Annotated in this window: 16 protein-coding genes; 7 read left to right on the top strand and 9 right to left on the bottom strand. The window is 54.5% G+C overall.

Annotation, left to right across the window (positions count from 1 at the left end; translation table 11 throughout):
* Positions 1–383: 383 nt before the first annotated feature.
* Positions 384–2,108, top strand: a complete 1,725-nt coding sequence (locus JL015_RS08725) for an NAD+ synthase (protein WP_201018182.1) — start codon at positions 384–386, stop codon at positions 2,106–2,108.
* A 165-nt stretch (positions 2,109–2,273) separates the two neighbouring features.
* Here JL015_RS08725 and JL015_RS08720 read toward each other — a convergent pair whose 3' ends face one another.
* Together JL015_RS08720 and JL015_RS08715 are read right to left on the bottom strand one after the other, a co-directional pair.
* Complete coding sequence (locus JL015_RS08720) at positions 2,274–2,546, bottom strand: hypothetical protein (protein WP_201018181.1); 273 nt, start codon at positions 2,544–2,546, stop codon at positions 2,274–2,276.
* Between the two features lie 284 nt (positions 2,547–2,830).
* Positions 2,831–3,160, bottom strand: coding sequence for a hypothetical protein (locus JL015_RS08715; protein ID WP_201018180.1), 330 nt, complete (start codon positions 3,158–3,160; stop codon positions 2,831–2,833).
* Positions 3,161–3,417: 257 nt separating this feature from the next.
* Here JL015_RS08715 and JL015_RS08710 point away from each other — a divergent pair, with 257 nt between their 5' ends.
* On the top strand, positions 3,418–4,230 hold the full coding sequence (locus tag JL015_RS08710) for a hypothetical protein (protein ID WP_201018179.1): 813 nt from the start codon (positions 3,418–3,420) through the stop codon (positions 4,228–4,230).
* 87 nt (positions 4,231–4,317) lie between these two features.
* Here JL015_RS08710 and JL015_RS08705 read toward each other — a convergent pair whose 3' ends face one another.
* The 3 genes from JL015_RS08705 to JL015_RS08695 all read right to left on the bottom strand — a co-directional run bounded on the left by JL015_RS08705 (position 4,318) and on the right by JL015_RS08695 (position 7,670).
* On the bottom strand, positions 4,318–5,484 hold the full coding sequence (locus tag JL015_RS08705) for a reverse transcriptase family protein (RefSeq protein ID WP_201018178.1): 1,167 nt from the start codon (positions 5,482–5,484) through the stop codon (positions 4,318–4,320).
* A 189-nt stretch (positions 5,485–5,673) separates the two neighbouring features.
* Entirely contained in the window at positions 5,674–6,975 is a 1,302-nt protein-coding gene (locus JL015_RS08700) for a phosphoribosyltransferase-like protein (RefSeq protein WP_201018177.1), read from the bottom strand.
* A gap of 218 nt (positions 6,976–7,193) precedes the next feature.
* The gene (locus JL015_RS08695; RefSeq protein WP_201018176.1) at positions 7,194–7,670 is read right to left on the bottom strand and encodes a hypothetical protein; all 477 of its coding nucleotides are present in this window, start codon (positions 7,668–7,670) and stop codon (positions 7,194–7,196) included.
* Positions 7,671–8,003: 333 nt separating this feature from the next.
* On the opposite strand from JL015_RS08695, the gene JL015_RS08690 reads away from it, so the two are divergent.
* The gene (locus JL015_RS08690) at positions 8,004–9,719 is read left to right on the top strand and encodes an ATP-dependent nuclease (RefSeq protein ID WP_201018175.1); all 1,716 of its coding nucleotides are present in this window, start codon (positions 8,004–8,006) and stop codon (positions 9,717–9,719) included.
* Positions 9,709–11,103: a UvrD-helicase domain-containing protein gene (locus tag JL015_RS08685; RefSeq protein WP_201018174.1), complete on the top strand. Its 1,395-nt coding sequence runs from the start codon at positions 9,709–9,711 to the stop codon at positions 11,101–11,103. Before JL015_RS08690 ends, JL015_RS08685 begins: the two co-directional genes overlap by 11 nt.
* On the opposite strand, the gene JL015_RS28060 is transcribed toward JL015_RS08685, so the two are convergent.
* From JL015_RS28060 to JL015_RS08665, 4 genes are all read right to left on the bottom strand, one after another.
* On the bottom strand, positions 11,098–11,280 hold the full coding sequence (locus JL015_RS28060) for a helix-turn-helix domain-containing protein (protein WP_201018173.1): 183 nt from the start codon (positions 11,278–11,280) through the stop codon (positions 11,098–11,100). The two genes, JL015_RS08685 and JL015_RS28060, sit on opposite strands and share 6 nt — an antisense overlap.
* Before the next feature lie 23 nt (positions 11,281–11,303).
* Positions 11,304–12,521 (bottom strand): hypothetical protein, encoded by a 1,218-nt coding sequence (locus JL015_RS08675; RefSeq protein WP_236250190.1) that lies wholly within the window; start codon positions 12,519–12,521, stop codon positions 11,304–11,306.
* Positions 12,522–12,766: 245 nt separating this feature from the next.
* Entirely contained in the window at positions 12,767–13,531 is a 765-nt protein-coding gene (locus JL015_RS27665; protein ID WP_236250189.1) for a serine protease, read from the bottom strand.
* Between the two features lie 324 nt (positions 13,532–13,855).
* The gene (locus tag JL015_RS08665) at positions 13,856–14,602 is read right to left on the bottom strand and encodes a hypothetical protein (RefSeq protein WP_201018171.1); all 747 of its coding nucleotides are present in this window, start codon (positions 14,600–14,602) and stop codon (positions 13,856–13,858) included.
* A 661-nt stretch (positions 14,603–15,263) separates the two neighbouring features.
* Between JL015_RS08665 and JL015_RS08660 the strand changes: the two genes are divergently transcribed.
* The 3 genes from JL015_RS08660 to JL015_RS08650 are packed head-to-tail and all read left to right on the top strand — an operon-like array spanning position 15,264 to position 18,951.
* Positions 15,264–16,490: a hypothetical protein gene (locus JL015_RS08660; protein ID WP_201018364.1), complete on the top strand. Its 1,227-nt coding sequence runs from the start codon at positions 15,264–15,266 to the stop codon at positions 16,488–16,490.
* Positions 16,490–16,951 carry a three component ABC system middle component gene (locus JL015_RS08655; protein WP_201018170.1) on the top strand — a complete coding sequence of 154 codons (462 nt, stop codon included), beginning with the start codon at positions 16,490–16,492 and terminating at the stop codon, positions 16,949–16,951. The genes JL015_RS08660 and JL015_RS08655 overlap by 1 nt, the downstream gene beginning before the upstream one ends.
* Positions 16,948–18,951: a DUF3732 domain-containing protein gene (locus JL015_RS08650; protein WP_201018169.1), complete on the top strand. Its 2,004-nt coding sequence runs from the start codon at positions 16,948–16,950 to the stop codon at positions 18,949–18,951. The genes JL015_RS08655 and JL015_RS08650 overlap by 4 nt, the downstream gene beginning before the upstream one ends.
* Positions 18,952–19,155: the final 204 nt, after the last annotated feature.

Here is a 19,155-nt window from a genome sequence, read left to right as displayed (position 1 = left end):
CCCCCCGGAAAACTGCACACTACAGAACAAATTAAGCGGCAGATTCATGTGGCGACCCATGTGCAAACTGTAATCCTGCACACTGAAAAAAAACAAGAATTTTTTGTGTAGCAACTAGGGAGCCTACGGGAAGCACTCTTCAAATTTGGCACATGAGTTTTGGGTGGTTAGGGCATAATGATTTGATATCGCAAGATGCTGCTATTGGCAGGTACAGGTATCCCGTCAGCTCCGAGCGCCTGCATACTTCTGCAGTCCCAAGCTCCCTGTCCCTGATCCTAATGACCAGAGCGGACTGACCCGTTGACTGGCACCAAGCCGGCACCCCAACCGCAGTAGCGCTGCATCTTGCAGATCCCTAATTAGGCAAATCTGGAGGATCCATGGAGCAGCGTTTGAGAGTGGTAATGGCCCAGCTGAACATCCGTGTTGGGGATGTGTTCGGCAACGTTGAGAAGGTTATCGAGGCCTCTCGCAAGGCCCGCGATGACCTCAAGGCCCAGATCATCGTCTTCCCAGAGCTCACTCTTTGCGGGTACCCGCCTGAGGATCTGCTTTTGCGCTCAAGCATGCAGAGCCGAATCGAGAAAGCTCTCGTTCAGATCAAAGAACAAGTCAATGGCATCGCCGTCGTAGTTGGGTTCCCCTGGGTGGAAGACGTCGGCAGTGAAACCAGCCCTCGCTACAACGCCTGCGCCGTCATTTCTGAGGGGGAGGAGCTCGCGCGGTACTACAAGCAGCGTCTGCCTAACTACCGAGTTTTCGACGAGAAGCGTTACTTCGAACCGGGAGGTGGCCCGACGGTGGTCAACCTATTCGGAGTCCAGGTTGGGATCACAATCTGCGAGGACATCTGGTTCTCCGAGCCGCTCAAACAAGCGAGTGATGCTGGCGCGCAAGTCATGCTCACGCTCAATGCCTCACCATTCCACCGAGGCAAACAAGCCGAGCGCGAAGAGCTCCTAGCCAAGCGTGCAGGTGAGTGTGGGATCCCAATGGTTTACGTCAATCAGGTGGGCGGTCAGGACGAGTTGGTGTTCGACGGCAACAGCTTCGTAGTCGACGGAAACGGGAAGGTTACTCAGCGTGCCCCGGCATTTGAGGAAGGCCTGTTCGTTTGCGATTTTGATACCAGTACCAGTACCAGTACCAGTACCAGTACCAGTACCAGTACCAGTACCAGTACCAGTACCAGTACCAGTATCAGTACCAGTCACAAACCATTGACCCCAGTTCCTGCGGCAATCAGTGAGTTGCTCAGCGTCGAAGCAAGTGTGTACCAAGCTTTAGTCGCCGGGGTGAAGGATTACGTGCAGCGCAATGGCTTCAAAGGTGTTGTTCTCGGCCTTTCAGGAGGTATCGATTCGGCGCTCAGTTTGGCGATTGCGGCGGATGCGTTGGGCGCTGAGAACGTCGAAGCGGTGATGATGCCCTACCACTACACAGCTCAGATGAGCCAGGACGATGCCAAAGAAGAGGCAGATATCCTGGGCGTCAAATACAGCGTGCTGCCGATCGCTCCAATGGTAGAGGCGTTCCTCGCGACCCTCGCGCCTGCATTTGAAGGGCTGGCGAAAGACACCACTGAGGAAAATCTCCAAGCCCGGTGCCGTGGCACGATGCTGATGGCGATTTCCAATAAGAAACGCTACCTGGTGCTCACAACCGGAAACAAGAGTGAAATGGCAGTCGGATACGCAACGCTGTATGGCGATATGGCTGGCGGCTTTGATGTCCTGAAAGACGTCCCTAAAACCCTGGTTTTCCGTCTCTGCGAATACCGCAACACTCTCGGGTACGTCATTCCGCAGCGCGTCATTGATCGTCCACCTTCAGCAGAACTGTCGCCAGATCAGAAGGATGAGGACTCGCTTCCTCCATACCCGGTGTTGGATGAAATCTTGCGCTTGTATGTTGAGCACGACTACTCAGCTGATGCGATCGTAGCGGAAGGTTTCGATAAGGAAATCGTGCACAAGGTTATCCGCCTCGTTGACTTGAATGAGTACAAGCGTCGGCAGGCAGCGGTAGGGCCACGAATGACTGAACGAGGCTTCGGACGAGATCGCCGATACCCGATTACGTCGGGCTGGAGCATTGGAGACTAATCGCGACAAACCTAGGGCGTACCCTACGTGCGCCCTTTGATTTCTCTGAAGGCTTCAAGCTTCGTTTGAAACGCATAGCCGAGTGCCCCTAACGCGACCGCATGCAGATCGCTGTGTGAAGATCTAGCTGCGCGGCGAGGATGCTTCTGGTGTATCTCGGGAGCTCTATCGCGTCGCAGTCCATGTCGGAGCGACAAGCTCCGGTTGTCCTGCGTTGACCCCTAATTTGGCATTGATCTTTTGGAAATTCACACGTGCTTGTTGCTCCATGATGGTGAACGCCTTGCTGGGCAAGATCTTGGCGTCGCGGAGCGCTTCCATGTATCCATAAGCTCTGCCAAATAACAGCACGAGGCTTTCAAGGTCAGTCGCCTGGCCAATGAAATCTATATGTTCGTACGCCTTGACCAGGCGCTGGTTGTGTTCGGTGTCGGCCATTGCGTTTACTCCTGCGGTCGATTTCATGACGGGCGCTTTCGGCGTAAAGCCATTGCTAGGGCGAGTCAGGGAAGGAATGACAACTGTGGGAGTTGTCCATGCTGAGGTCTGGCGTGTCCGTTCCGGGCCGGCTGTCGTGAACCTAGCCCGGTCATACTGACCGGGCTAGGCCCTTTGGGCTTCCGTCCTCACGCCTGCGCGCTCCGCTTGCGTGCGTCAGTGCCAGGCTCATCCGCCCATTCCCATGATTGCCTTGCCGCACTGGATTAGCGTGCCTGATGCGGTTAAACAGCTACTGACCCGCCCCGTGCTGCTGTAAGCGCCGCCGTTTCCTCCTGGAGCTGACGCACCACTACATCGAGCAAGTCAGCGAAGGTTTCGGCGAAGAACTTTGGCTCAGTTTTGAACGGATGGCCCATTGAGGCTTTGTTGACCCCGAGATGTTCTGCTTGATCGGTGAGTCGCTTGAATGACTTCATCACACCGTTCCCCGTGGTGCTTGCGTACTGGAATACCTCTGCATGACCGCTTTTGACCAGTGCGTTCATGATGGTCGCGGCATCGAAGGAAACGCCGTGATCAGCAATGAGGGATTTGAGCGTTTTGGCTTGCATGCAGAGCTTCCTTGCACAGTGGTAGTGGCTTTGGGCTAGCAATGTTCGTCCTTTCCAAATCCATTTACAACCCGACCGCCGCCCAGGGCGCGTTGTTGGGCAGCGTCAGGTCGATCTGGCGGCGATATCACACTGATTGCATTCCCGCTCCTTGGGCCCCATACCTATCGGTACAGTGGTTGGCGATCAGGCCATTCAAGGTGTTCAGGGGCGCACGCGGCCTCTGCTACGCAAGGTATAGATAAAAGGAAGAGTGAATGAACCTGTCAGTTCCCTGGGGAATCCTGGCTTTTGCGGCTGGATGGTGTTGGAGGAAGGTCGAGAAGGCCCTGTTCTACAAAACCTATCTCGATTCACATCGCCGCTGGAAGAGTAGGCATGGCCTTGGCTCATATTGGGAGCCGCTTGGCGAACACTTGGAGTGCAGCGTTTACTTAGCTGAGTCCACTGATCCGCATCCTCAGGTGTCCAAAATTGCTCTGAGAGCAAAGCAAGGTACCGTCAACCGTTTTGAATGTGTGTTCGAAGGTCGAGGCATGGGGGTCAAGTACCAAGATCGGATCGTCGCAGTGGATTTAGATGACACGCCCGCCGTGTTCAAGTTGAACAACCAGCCAGTGTGCGAGCTTGTCGACGTGACGGATGACAGGGTTCGGTTTTCTTTGGACACCTACCGCTTTCGTCACGGCAGCATCGAATTGAGTGATGGGCGCAGTATCCTCATCCCGGAGGGTATGACCCAGACCTTGACCCAAACGTCGACATTCAACTCCCTGTGGTCTGAGCGCTGGGACATGCATTGGAATTTGGACGCGGTGAAGTTTGCCAAGCAGGAGCTAGAAATTTACTGGCGGTGGTTTGGCATTTTTTCCTGCTCGGGTATGTACGTCCCCGTCGCAGATAGCGGGCCCAAATACGCTACCCCTTTGGTGCGCGTAGGTGCCAAGGCCATTGGTTGGGTCATGAGCACCCCGTGGCTGGTTACGGCGCAATTTTGGCTGGCGATCTGGTCGGGCATGTGGGTTCTGGATCAGGACGATCGACTGCGGTGGCGTTGGCGGAAGCCGTGAGTGGGTGCAGGCATATAAGTTCGGCGTGAGTTTCGTTGCCCGGTTATTCAGGTGGGTGATGGGCTGTCCGTCTCGGCGGCAGGGCGATCAATAAAGAATCGGCCATTGCACCGCTTCCAGTCGTGCCTTCACACCCATCCCGTACTCTGGCTCGATTTGGATTGCGTATGCGGCAAGTCCCATTAGGTGATTTCGCATGCCCGCAACGGCTGAGAAACCCCGGCGCTCGGCATGTGCCAGTGGCCCAACATCCTCGCGCTCCAGATAGTACAGGTGCATCCGGATCTTCATTTTGAAAGCGCGAGTCAGCTTCGGTACGTCCTGGCCAACCTGCAGTCCCAGTACGATTTTTCGGCTTCTCGGAGACACAATGTTTGTTTTGGCAAGATTGGGCGTTAGGCCAAACCGACGGAGTATTCCGTAAACCTCATTGACCGCGTTGCGGGCACTCTCCCGGTCAAATGCGGTGTCGGCTGTGGAGAAGGTTAGGTCATCCGCATAGCGGGTGTATGTGAGCCCAAATCGGTCGGCTAGCGAGGTAAGCAAAATGTCTGCTTCTCTCATGACGAGGTTGGCGAGCATGGGGCTGGTTGCAGCGCCTTGCGGCAGATGGCCTAGTGAGCGCAATGCATATTTGGGAATTTTCGATTTCGCCAGGGGTGCTTTCCTGCGCCACTTGATAGCGCGCCGCATGCGGCTGAAGTGACCGACCCGTGTGCATAGCCGGGACAGTTCCAGAGACACCAGAGGCTGATATCCAAGGCTGCGGAATACGCGGTAGCAATCGATTTCAGAAATCGATTCAAAGAACCGCTGCACGTCGACTTTGATCAGCCAGCGACTTGAGCAATGGGGAGCGGCGGCCTCAATCAACTTACATTTCGGCGCGAATGCTGTGCTAGCGGTATGAGGCCTGGCTTTGGCTAAGACGTGCTGCGCAATCCATTGCTGAGCGACTGCCAGGCTCGCCGGGGGCACACAAATCACACGGAATGAGGTAGGTCGTCCTGGCCGAGCTCGCTTCCTGACTCTGAAGATTTTGTAGGACTCGACATCGCGGGTGACATAATCGCGCAGGTGTTTGTATGGCACCTGAGTCATGTGGGCGAGGTGGTTGAGAGTCAGTATGGGGGGAAGCGAAGGGTTGATCGCGACAGTTTTTTCCGAGGTCGCGATTGCAGCGTTCATGACAGCGGTCGGAAGGTTGCTGGCACCTTTTGAGCGGCGATAGTGTTGAGGCGTCCAATCCTTCATCTACTTTGACACCCGCAGGGTGAGTGCTCGCGCCGCAGGCAGAAGGCTACGCCACTAGGCTGTGGCGTGAGCGCTTAACCGCAAGCAGGAGCTAAGACATAGGGCAGCAGTAATCTGCGCCCGGTGATGAGTTGAGAATCCAACCCATCATGGCAGCAACATTCCAGGAACGTACGCCGAAGCTAGAATCTAGATTGGATGCCTCAACGAGGTGGGATAGTACGGTTCTGTCTCTGGATTGCCAACAGCCATCGGCACTTCGGGAAGAAGTGCGTGCTTTCTGGCGTGTGCGAGCTGGCTGTAGCCTTGGTCAGTGAGCCTGCGTTGCGAGTCTATCCAGCCGTACTGGCTCATGTTTCGGAGCAGTACCCTTAAGTCGTGCATTTGAAGGCCAGTTCGATTTGCAAGGAGCCTGTCGTTCATTCTGAGAGGCTGCAAGAGCGCGCTCAACAGCAGGAATGTCTGCCCCGTTTGCTGGTCGGATTTCAACACCGCCTTTGATCGGGCGAGGCGCTTGTCGCCAAGGTTGTCCAGGCGGGCACTGATGCTTTCGGCGGTCAGATCGATTCCGAAGACGTCCTTGCTGATACCTGCCGATACCCTGGCCGGGAACAATGGTGTCCATGTGTTTTTCTTGTCCCGCGAGGCCTTGTGGAACATCAGGGGGACGTTGTTAGGGGCGCCGTGAGCGAAAACGAGTAGAGCGCCTCCATTGCCATATCCCAAGCTAGGGCCGCGCCACACCCATGGTGGGTGCCCTGGCTCCCCATCAGTGGGGTCGTAAGCGGTGCAGAGCAGTTTCATCTGCTCGGCTTCCTTAGCGGAGAAACTCGTGTCGATGGTAGGACATGGCAGGACGATGCTTATGGTCGGTCTACAAGGGTGCCTTGCTACCCAGCGCTCACCGGGTACGGTCGAGGAATACGACATTACCGCGAACTTCATCAATTTGCCTGACCACCAGCTGCGGACGGATCGTAGACGCCAAGCGGCCTCTAGATAGTTCGATGCGCGATCACCGCTACCGATCAGATCGGTAACGACCCAGAACGCCCGCGCGCGTTTGTTTCTGATCTGGTCTGGGCCGGGATGATTGAGAAATTTCTGAGGATGCTCATGGCAGAGTTCAGAAATCATCTGCGCGACGATCCCTTCGCTGCCAACTGAAGGATCGTAAGCCTTGGTTGGCTTCACTGCGTCTGGCCCTTTCGCACCGATCGCCCGCTTAACAGATCGCCTAGACTCCTTGAAAAGGCGATGCGGCTTACCCCATCGATGTCTGAGCTCACGCTCTGCATACAACGCAATCGCACCTGGCACGGTTTGGCTATCACAAAGCAGCATTGCGCGCATTTGGTCTATGAAGTCATCTCGTGAGACGAAGGCAAACGCTTCCAATAGTCTCTGGGCGCGCGAGCGGTCACCGAGGTGGAATTGTTCCAGCCATGCTCGGGCTCTGGCATCGCTGGCTATCGCGGTTCGCTTCTCCATCGCTTTCAACCTTTCACCTAGCTGTGGCCCCGACTGTCGTCTGCTGCCGTTGTGGATCGTGGCCTACCCATTTTGTAGGTTCCATGGTGACTCAGCACGGATCCGAGTGCGATGGTCTTTTAGAGGTGAATCAGAAATAGACCTAGATCGTCTGTCGAGGAGTTGCTCGTGACCGTGGGTGTACCAGCCTCGGAGGGGGTGGTATCCAAGTCTAATTGTCAGTGTCGACATTGCCGCCATGTAGGGCCTGCGGAGCAGCACGCGATCGCTTCATCCAGTGTCGCAAAATGTCCCCACCTAGTTGGTCTATCCCAAGCGCCTCCATCCAAGCAACTGACTACGTACTGCTCACCGGTCGGGTAAAGATCAAAAAATGATGTTTTGCGGGCTTCTATGCGAGCTTCAATCTCGACTGCATCAAGCTCTTCGCCGCTCTTTCGCATGGAATGACGAATCCAAGCTTCCGACTGCTCCCATGTTATTGATTCGATATATGGGAGATCCCACCAGTCCGCCACTTCAAGCCGCTCACGGTGGTCGTTCGGTGTGTCGGAGAAGTATTCTCGCAGGACGGGATTTAGCGGATAGATCAGGCCTACCTTTTCTTGTCGCTCCGGCCTGTGCTTGTCCTCGTAATAGTCCACTTCGATCAGGTCGCCTGAGCCATCGGAGATGATTCTTTTGGAAGTAACCATACGTGTATCTTTCCTCTGGTTGCTAAGCGCTCAGGTCTAGCGCTCTGCTGGTAGCGGCCACAATGGCCCCACTGGCGATTGTAATACACGTAATGTTGGATTGACGATAAAGCGGCAAAAATTCAGATAAATGATGATATATCACCTCTTTTCGAGGAAGTTATCGGCCTATTCTTGAGTTCTGCAAAGAGATTTAAAGCATCCATGGATGCTGGGGGCAAAGCTTCATAGGCTGGAATTTGGCGGTCATTCGATCGGCAGTTGACGTCCTCGGTCTAGGCAGCAGAAGCTACAGCTTCTCCAATGGAATGCTTCATCGCCAAGGAACGACTGATGCGAATAGCCAAATTGGTTGTACAGAACTTCCGAGGCATCCGGTCTTTGACATGGCAGCCTGGGTCACAGGCAATGAGCTGCATCATCGGCCCTGGGGACAGCGCGAAGACCACCGTCCTCGATGCAATCGAGGCGACGTTGTCACCTAGGTGGATCACGTTCAGCGAGGCGGATTTCCATCTTGGAAACAGCCAGACCTCCATCACAATTGAGGTGACCATCGCTGAGCTTTCAAGGTCGTTGCTCTCTGATCAGCGCTTTGGTCTGTACATTCGAGGCCTGGCCGATGATGGCACTGTCCATGATGAACCTGAGGCGCATCACGATCCGGCTTTAACTATTAGGCTCACGGTAGATGCGACCATGGAGCCGGTCTGGGAACTCATCTGCGATCGCTACCCCACTCCTCGCGTGCTCTCTAATCGGGATCGGTCTTTGTTCGGCGTGGTTAGGTTGGCCGGGGAAGAGGCTCGTCATCTGACTTGGGGGCAGGGGTCAGTGCTCGCCAGGATGACGGGCGATACCGAAGGCGCTGCCAATCAGTTGGCAGATGCCTATCGAGTGGCGAAGCAGACCGCGAACCTATCTGCGATTCCTTCACTGGTTGAAACGGCGACTCGTGCCGAGCAGCTCGCCAAGCAATTGGGTGCTTACGTGAATTACGGCTATGGCCCTGACCTTGAATTGGGAAGAGGCGGGTTTAGCTCCGGCTCGATCGCTCTGCACGACGGCACCACGCCCTTGCGGATGTCCGGGCTTGGCACGAGACGACTCGCGACCTTGGCTATCCAGCGCGCGTCGATCAAGGAGGGCGCGATCGTACTGGTAGACGAGATTGAGCAAGGGCTTGAACCCCATCGAGTGCTAGGGGCTGTCTCGGCACTGCGTAGTGCCCAGGAGCTCGCAAAAACTAGTAACACACCTACCGGGCAGCTTGTGATCACCACCCATTCAGAGGTGGTGCTCTCCGAGCTTAAGAGCGACTCGTTGTTTATCATGCGCCGTAGCCGAGACGGTGATGCTTTCATCAATTCGGTGCCCGCTGACGCGTTCTCCAGGATTCTCAAACATGCCCCCAGGGCACTGTTTGCACGCCGGATCCTTGTCTGTGAGGGCGCGACGGAGCTTGGGCTCATGATGGGGCTTCGCGAGCTATTCCGAGCTCGGCACGCTGATGTACCAATAGAACATCTAGGCGTTGCTGTGGTGGACGGGAATGGGGCGGCAGCGCCGGGACTGGCCATGTCGCTGGCGAGCCTTGGCTATGTGACCGCGTTGTTTAGAGATTCGGATCAGGCGCTGAAAGCGGGCGTGGCGGCTGCACTGCAAGCTCAGAATGTTCAGGTGTTTGAGTACGGCTCATTGCATTGTACAGAGCTTGCTGTATTTGAAGCGTGCTGGCCCGATATGATGGACAAGCTCATTCAGGCCGCCATCGCCTCTCTAGGTGAGGCAACAATCTTTGCTCAGTTGCGACCCGAGTTTCCTAACGTAGATGTGGCAGCGCCATTTGCAACCTGGTTGCCGTCGATTCCAGGAACGGACGCTAATTGGCTGCGCGTGGCCAAGCTTTCAGTCCACTTCAAGTGGTTTAAGTCCGAGGAGCGTGGACGGGGTATATCCGTCATCGTCGATCAGATCGTGCAGCAGGGCCAGCCTTCTTACCTTTCTGGCTGTATCAATGGGATAGAGCGGTGGGTCTATGGCCAGTGAGTTCGATTGGCTGATGAGGCTCAGCACTCAATCGGTTGTAGCTCCCGCTGGTCATGGCAAAACCGAATTGTTGGCCAGAGCTGCCGCTCTAGGCCAGCAAACATTAATCCTCACTCACACCCATGCTGGTGTGCATGCTGTCGCTGCCCGTATACGGCGTTTAGGGGTAGCGAAGGACTCGGTCACGATTGACACCATTGCCAGCTGGGCCAGCCGCTACGCATACGCTTTTCCAAAACTGGCAGGCCATCCACCTCGAAACCCAAAGCAGCCTGCAGAATGGAATCAAGTCTACCAAGGCGCACTTAACGTCTTGTCGAACCCGACCACGCAGCGGATCGTTCAGGCTTCCTACGACCGGATTTTCATCGATGAGTATCAGGATTGTGAGGGGTATCAGCACGCCATTGCGGTAACGCTGGCTCGAATTTTACCCACAGTCGTTTTTGGTGATCCCATGCAAGGGATTTTCGAATTCGTCGAGAGCAAGATCAGCTGGAGCGAGCGCGTCACTCCAGATTTTCCAGTGGCTGCGGAGCTCACTGAGCCGCATCGATGGAATGAATCTAACCCTTCACTGGGGCAGTGGATTGCGGACACGCGTGCTCGGCTTCTTGCAGGTCAGCCTATCGATTTGCGAGAGGGGCCTATCACCTACCACTCGGTGGATAACGCGTTCGACATGGGGCTTTTTTTCAACGGATTCGATGACAGGGTGGGTTCTACGGCTGCGATCCATTGCCGTCGGAAAATCTGCGATGGTCTGGCTAGTGCCTCGCGAGGAGCGTTTCAGGCTATCGAGGAAATAGCAGCCGCACGCCTGATGACCTTCGCGGTTCAATGGGACGCGGCTCAGACAAACCGGCAAAGAGCTGAAGCATTGTGGTCACTGCTGGGTGACACGATGCTGCGCAATCAGCCTCAAGAAACTCCTCCCGATAACATCTATGTGCTCGACGCCCGCCGACAACTGGCGTGGGATGAGCTGATTGAAACAGGAAGCGCTCAAAGCGGAAGCGATGTGATTGGCTTTGAGCGGGGACATCCTCAATCGCGCACTTTCAGGGGGGAGCTGCTCAACGATGCGAGGCGTGCACTCATTGAATTGGCTAATGGCCGAAACGAGTCTTTGACCCAGGCATGTCAGCACGCTCGACTACGTTTGAGCCATACCGGTCGTCCTCCCATCAAACGAGTGGTCTCTACGCCCCTACTATTGAAAGGCTTGGAGTTCGACCATGTGCTTGTCCCTGATGCTGCGCATTTTCTCAATGAGCGCTTTGCGTCAGCCAAGCTTTTCTACGTCGCAATTTCGCGCGCGAGGCATTCGCTCTCGATTGCGTCGTCCAATCCCATCCTTCAGTTCCCTCTACCTGTCTTATAGGTTCAAGGGCGTCCGAAGGACGTGCGTTAGATCGTAAATGGTGGTCAATGGCCTACTGCTATGCCTCTGAACCGTCGATCTCGGTAGTCCAAGCTCCCTGGCAGCCTCCGTCTGGGTAAGCCCTGGCCTTTGAGTTGCTGGACTTGAGAACCGAGCTGTATAGGTTTGGGGCGTCATTTGAGCCCCAAGCCCTGGGTGCATTACCAGTGATCTCCAGGCGTTCCATCACCGTCCTCCAAAAGGAGGTGATGAGGTAGCGATTGAGGTGTTTGATGTTTGCCCGCGCGGTAAAAGGCCGTGGTTTCACTCACTGCCCAGGATTCCATCTGAGCCGTTGAATGCTCGGGGCGCAAGTAGTTGGCGTAGACGTACCTCAGCCTGGATCCTTCAGTATCGAAATTGAGCATCTCCATCCTGTTCAGGTAATGACGAAGCTCATCGGCTGATGAACCGCCCAGGGTTTCGTAGCCGACATGGACAGCTGCAGGCATCTCCAGGGTTAACTGCTGAGTTGCTCGTCCCACAGTGCTCCGAAAATGCCTAGCCTTGGCCATTGCGGAGTCGAATGACGTGCTTTGCCAGCTCACTATGCTTGCGTGATGTACCAGGTGAGCGTGCAGAGGCATCTGCGCTGATGGTGTCCAGTCGGCGCTGAAACTATGGTCGTAGGCAAGATCATATTCTCCTTTGATGAGCTCAATCATTCGACTTGAGCCATAGAAGACGTCGTCATGCGCCATGACCGTGTCTAGCATTGTCCAATCGGCATCCCGTATGTGAGCGATGAGACTACCTTCTTCCCTAACCAGGCGTTCATGCGGATTTTCAATGTATCGCTCCACATGTTTTAACAGGGTATCGCTCGGATAATGCTTAAGCTCCTGAAGGTAGTGCACATCTACAACGAGCCTCCGGCGTATCCGACGCGCCAGGTCGTGCACGGGTTTGGCCAAAGCTTCGGCGAACGCGTGCTCTTCCGCTTCATATCCCGACCGGTTGATGCGCTTGCATTCCACTTGCCACCTTCGGCGATTTCCGCTGACCATGAGATCAGGGGTTTTGGAACTGGTTTCGGTGACGAACTCGACGTTTGCCCAGTCCCGGCTCTTGTAGGCTCCTGCTACAAGGATTTCATAAAGCCCGGCATCAGGTGTCTTACGTCCTTTTTTTAGCAGGGTTTCGATTCTGTCGCTCACACCCTTGACCTGCCTGAGGTGGCTCAGGAGGTGACCAACACGATGAATCACTGGTGCGATGCGGAACCCTTCGGGCACGAAGAAATTCCGTCGATCCTGCGCGAATGCATTAGCTTGGTGGATGTACCAGAAAATGGCATCGTCCTCGTCATACAGCGGGACTTTTTCGCCCTGTGCCCACTTGGACAGCGCAGCCTCGTAATTGGCTTGCACCGTGTCCATCCGGGCCTCCCACGCTCGTTGCTCAAGCATTGAGCGAAACCACTCGATCACATCCAGGCATGGCTGGTCGATCCAATCTTGGCCCTCACGTGGGGCTATCCAAAGAGGTGAGTTCATTCTTGCAGGCCCTTCCTGGGAATCACTGGGTTTGGCGACATTGCGCAGAATTTCCAAGCATTTTCGACGGCATTTGCACAGTCGTATCGAGGCGATCGCAGGCCCCGCCCACACCACGTGCCAATGGGTTAGGGCAGGTTGCCAGGTTGCTCTGGAAGCAGCATCCCCGTCATCTCCATCAGCACCATTTTGTTCAGGTAAAACGCAATTTTCTCTGCTGGAATGAAGCTCAAAATTCCTTTTGGATCGCTTGCGAGTGTGACCATGCCAGCAAATTTCCAAATGTCATCGATGTCTGCGATTATCACTGAGCCACTCATGCCACGAAATTTTTCGGGGCGCTCACCTTGAATTTTGATGCTCATAAGGCCGGGAAGAGCTGGATCAACGAGCTGTCCACTGAGACACCGCAGATCACCCTCCAGTGATTTTTCCTCGTAGTCGTACCCCCGGCCTACATCGGGGTAGCCGAAAATATGAAACGTATCGACGGCGTCCATGTCTGCGTCTTCGACACAGTTCTCGGCATCCAGGGTAGTGAGTCCTGCTTGGAGCAATGCTGCGTGCTGAGATCTCACCACCCGAAAAATGGCAAGATCTGAGTCTGGATCGGGATCATGTTCGTCGCGAAAGACTGCCCGCTGGTCAAAGATGACCGAGATGGGAGCATTGCGGAGCAGGATCCGCAAATCGTCGTGGGTTGCATTTTGGGCGTTCAGCACATGCTGGGCTGTGACGACGAAAATTTCGCCTGCGTATTCCAGAACGAAAGCTGTCCCTACCCCATGGTGTGAGTAATATTCGTCCTCGCTTTCCCTGCTGATGATGACCGGATGAACCTGGCCGTGCATCATGTCAGCAAAGGCTGAAGGGGTGATGAATTCTTCCTGCATTCTCGACCTCGCCGCAGTGGGCTTGGAGCACCGCCCTAGATAGTCTCCGCTTCGAGTATACGTGGGCCATTCAACTACAGCACCGCCAGCTCAAGCTGTGATGACGTATGGGGCTTCCAGCAGCGCTGCAGGTAGGCCACTCTGCAGGGACGCGGCACTCAAGTCTGGAGACGAATCAGGCAGCGATTGTTGGGATCGTCGGAAATTTAAACCATCCCACCCCGCTTCTAGTACGCCGCGCCCTTTTCGCATTGCGCGCGGCGAAAGCCTGGGTGGCTATACCATGCCGACATCACCTAGTGATATCGAGACTAGGCTGCGGAATCATGTGTGCATTCGGTAGCCAAAGCTGAGATCTTTGATCATTTTGATCGTCGTTTTTACGGCATCTGGCAACGGGGTAAAAATCGTCTCCAGCTGGGTAAAGTAGTCTTGTGTGACTTCCCAGAAATGCCCTGGCATTTCGTGATCTGCCAGATTCTCGAACACCCCACCTTTGCCAAAAGTCCGCTCCAGGTACATAGCTACCCCATGGAGTTTGGATTGCCAATTCCACGGATAAACATCTTTCATTTCGTCCGACATTTTCACCGAGGGCTGAATGATGGCTGTTCCGTGAGATAGGACGTTTCTCAGTGCAAAAAGCACCGTGATAGCTTCTTTTGTCTCCGGCTTAACGGCCTTATCGACGGACACATCGAGGTACAGTTCGATGTGTCGCTTCAACGCTTCCCAGCCTCCACTCATTTCGACTTCGGCTTGAAATTTCGCTAACAATTGCTCCATTTTATTTGGGGCGGTCTGGCCAGCTGCCTTGCCCTGAGCGACTGCTTCATTGACGTCTTGACGAAGCTTGTGAGTGAGGATGCTGCGAAGCGTACCCTCGATGATTGACGCATTGAGGATGAGGATTGCGAACGCGTTTTTGTAGTTGACCCAGACAACTGGGTCTTCCTTCTTGTCTTGAGCACGATAGCCCTCCAGGCTCCATTGCCTTCGGTGTTCTAAGCCGAGAGTTTCGTACGCAATAACCAGCGAAGTTGCCGTTTCAAAAACTTTAAATGCTGCCACAACCTATTCCTTTTAGGGATTGTCCGTTGTACGCGCAGTTGGGCCACCGTGTTTTCGTGGTAGGGGGCCTCACGCAGTAACCAGATCGGCTGTACGGGCGATTTCATGAACGCCGAGTTAACTACCCCCGGAAGCAGAGAACCCGTTCACTGGTTAGGGCACTGGTTAACCGCCGAACGAAGGTCGCCGCTTCAGGGGGGGGCTCATCCTCGTGGGCGCGCGTTCCGTTCAGCGCTTTCATGCTAGCCGGTGGTTGAGACGTATTTGAATTGCCAAGGGGTCATCGTCCTGGCTCATGGAAAGCTGGGCTGGCTTTTGTTGCTCAAATCTTAGGAGCTACCGTTGCCTCAGAAACCAGGTCGACGGTTCGGGACTAGGCGTTTTGCGCGGGAGAGGGGCATTCCGAGCTGTTCGGCTTCCGTTGGGCAGTACCCAGTATCTTTTGAGTGATGGCTTTTCGCGACTACTGGGATGAAGTGCTGGTAGCATATATCGAAATATTGAGACATTACTGTATTTATATACAGTCTTGGAATAATGGTTGTGTGCCCCTTCGCTATGCCTGGCTGATGCTTGGCGCTGAATTGCCTAGGCGTGTCCAGAAGCGATGCGCCTGCTCAGCCTGCCAAGCGAGTGGCGATGGAGCATCCTCAAAATTGGAATGTGTATGGATACCACGCAGTCCCTGAACGCGATATTGCCCGGCGATCCCCCATTGCCGTTCGATGCAACTCTCCTGTTCAAAGCGCTCCAATATCAACTGCTTGTCGCCGTGGAGTACTGCTACGACCTCGCGCCTGACGAATCCTTATGGATAGAGGTCATGGGTGACGTTACGGTTCCGGGTAAAACCCAGACTGAGGTCAAGCTCTACTCCAACAGCCTTACGGATAGCCACGCCAATTTCTGGAACACCATAAAAAATTGGCTTCATGACAATTTTGACCGTACCTCCTTCAAAAGCCTGGTGCTGCTGACAACCCAAGAGTTTGGCGCTCAAAGCTTGCTTAAGGGTTGGAACACCGCAACCCCCGCCGAGCGGCTTTCCATCATGGAAAGCATCGTCGCCGCCCCTCGACCAGCTGCGCAGAAGAAATCAAAAGGAGAGTCAGAAGACGCAGAAGGCGCTGGTGCAGCGTCAAAATCCCAAACGCTTCAGAAGTTTGTCATGGCACCCGAGCGGCGGGATGCTTTGATGGCGGTACTGGAACGCATGCATATCACCACTGGTGCTGAGTCGTTTGAGCAACGCTTGCAGAACTATCAGACGCGGCATCTGAAGCCAATCCGTCCCTCCAAGTATCAGCAGTTCTTGGAGGAGCTATTAGGTTTCATAGGCAGCCCTGAGCTGGTTATCAAAGGCTGGAAAATTACTCACGAGGCCTTTACTGGCAAGTTGTCAGAGCTCACGCATAGGTACATGAAGCACCCTCAGACGTTTCCCCGAGTGGACATGGCGGCGCTCAAGAAGGGCATCGATGTCGAGGAAATTCGACCTATGCCATTTGCTCAGAAGATCGTCGAAATCGGAGGGGAGCATCATCTGAAGCGGGCGGCTCTCCACCGGGTTGTGGCCCAGACCACCATCTCTGAACTCTACACGGATGGCGTCCTTTTCAAACCCATGGTGGATCTCTACCTGAGCAACCATCTGACCCAGCATCAGTACGGGCGCGAGTTGGCGATGCTCCGATGCGCTGGAGTTACCTGCACGACTGCACTGAGCGGTCGATCCATGGAGTTCTTCCTTGAGCGCAATGGCATGCCCGTCGAGGCTTTTTGCGGCTTAGAAAATACGATGCCCGAATTTCGTAACGGCATTTATCACATGCTGGCAGGGGAGAAGCCTGAGGATGAGGACGACGAGTTTCAGTGGAGGCTATGGTGATGACCACACAAGTATCTGAGCACCTGTACACCTTGCACAGAACCCCCTTTGCGATGGCGCCTGTCATCCAAAGCTTTTATCAGCACTGGGATCCCGTCGAAAACGATGTGCTTCTTAGCTACCTGGTATTGCCCCTGGTCACCTATAAGCCCATGCATAACTTTCTGCATTGGGCTAGACGTGGCAGCTCCATACGGACGATGGCGTCGGACGCTGAACGGCTCATTGGTCTTGCTCTGCGAGTGGAGGAGTTCAAGCCGATTACCAATGCCGCTTTGCTTATTCTAGCTGCTGAAAAAAGTCTAGAAATCACCACCGAGCTTTCAGTTCAGACGCTCCAAAAGCCGCAGGCGGTCAACTCGGATAAGTCCCTGCTGAAGTACAGTGAAAAGCTGGCCATGGTTCTGTCTGGTGAAAATGTCGTATCCATTTACAAGATGTTGGGGCTCAAATCGCTATGAAGTGCTACGTAAGCTACCTCGGTGTGGTGGATAACCAGCATGCCGTTCACCACGTCCCATTCATGCCCGGACTTAACATCATCACTGGCAAGTCTTCGAAGGGAAAGAGCGCAGTCCTCGACATTTTTGACTACTGTCTGGGAAGCTCGGAAGACACCATCCCGGAGGGCATCATCACCGATCGGGCCAAGTACTTCTTTACCGTATTACGATTCCCGACGGTGGCCATTGTCGTTGGGCGGGCAGCATCCAGTAATCGCTGTTTTTTGCGGGAAGTCTCCGGGCCAGCGGCGGACAACGTGCTTCCCCTCATTGAAGACGTGGATGCCTTCTTCACGACTCATTTCTTCCAGCACAAAGCGGAGTTCCTAAAGAGCCTGGGCCGCCATTTTGGCGTCACCCTCGAAAACATTGACACTGATCCACTCCAGCAGGAAGTGACAGGTAAATGGAGTGCGACGCCGTCGGTGCGCAGCTTTCCGTCGTTCATGCTCCAACACCAGAACTTGGTGGCTAATCGGCACGCGGTCTTTTACAGGTTTGAGGAAAAGCGCAAGCGCGACCAGGCCATCGATCACTTCAAGATATTCATGGATATCGTTGGAGAGGATTACTTCGATATCGCGAAGCTTCGCACCGAGGCCCTGTACGAGCTCAAGCGAGCCAAGGCCCAGATACCCAAGCAAGACAAGATCAAGGAGGACTACCTCACCGAGTTCGACACCCTCTTGAAAGAGTATGAGGCGTTCGCCGGCTTGCCGTTGACAGAGCTGACGGCAGAGGAAATCTGGACAAAGCCAAAGCCTGCGCTGGAGCGCCTCACAGGCGTTTCGGTCAGAGTTGATGGTCTTTCCAATGCTTTTGAAACTAGACGCAATGAGCTGCGCGATAGCAAAGCTCAGTTGATGGCGAACATCCAGAAAGCGCTAAACACTCGCTATCTGCTGAAGGTTTCCACCGAGCAGGCGTCAGGTTTTGTTGACTCTGTAACGGCACTGCCAATCCCCAAGGCTACCAATCTGGATCATTCAGTCTGCCCAGTTTGCTCATCGCAGTCTGATGTGCCGGAGGATGAAGCAAACAGGTTGTCGGCGGCGATTCATTGGCTGAACGGCGAACTGAAAGTATCCACCTACGCGCGGGAAGGCTTTGGCGAGGAGCGGCGAGAGATTGATGCCACGCTCAAGAAGCTTCGCCAGGAACTGGCCCTGGTCGAGAAGGCATTGAAGCCTCTTGACGATGAGGCCGAACGACTTGAAAGATCAAAATCGGTCGAGGGTGCTCCTCAGAAAACCAAACTCAAGCTCGAACTCGCTATTGAGAAGCGGATCGCCAATCCCCCCTCAGAGGCGAAAGGTATGGTCGACTACTGGCAAGCAGAGGTTGATAAATACGATCTGCAGATAGCTCAGTACGACGTCGAGTCTAAACTTTGGGCTCTTGGGAATCAGATCAATCAGAAGATGAAGGATTTCGGAAAGTACTTCGATTTCGAAGATACCTACAAGAGTGGTTCTCTGAAATTCGACGTTGATACCTTTGATCTCTGGCACGAAAGACCCATTGCAGGCGGCCAAGTCAAAAAAGTATTCCTGCGTTCCATGGGAAGCGGTGCTAACTGGCTTTATTCCCACCTAACTCTATTCATGGCGCTACATTACCAGTTTGCCGCAAATGCAAAGTGCAAGGTGCCTCCGGTCTTGTTTCTTGACCAGCCCACCCAGGTCTACTTCCCGTCAACCGACAACGCTGAAGCGTTCAAGGCAGGCGAGCTGCGCGGCGACAGACAGACCACCAAGACGGTCGATGAGGATGTGGACGCTGTGTCGAAGATGTTCACTAACCTCGCTAAATTCTGCGACACGACGTTCAAGGATACTGGCGTCATGCCCCAGATCATCGTCTGTGACCACGCGGACAACCTGCCGCTTCAAGGCAACTACGTTTTTGAAGACTACGTTCGCGCCCGGTGGCGAACGCGAGGCCTGATCGCGGAATAATCTGAGCCCTGCCTCGGGAGCATTAGCTCCCTTGGTCGGTCTGTTTGCTTTTGATAACCAGGGCAGGTTTGACTAATGACCACTTTGCCGACGATTTGGGGCTTTGACGCGTCGGCTAAAAAACCTGCCACATGAGCGCAGCTTTTAATGGCAAGCTTGGATTTGAGCCGAACTCCAGATGGAGAGTTCCCCCTAGTCCGCTCT

It is taken from the genome of Pseudomonas cichorii (assembly GCF_015471405.1).
In the GTDB taxonomy this organism is placed as follows: Bacteria; Pseudomonadota; Gammaproteobacteria; order Pseudomonadales; family Pseudomonadaceae; genus Aquipseudomonas; species Aquipseudomonas serbiensis.
The sequence above is the reverse complement of the archived record's forward strand: the minus strand, read 5'-3'. Positions and strand labels throughout refer to the sequence as shown.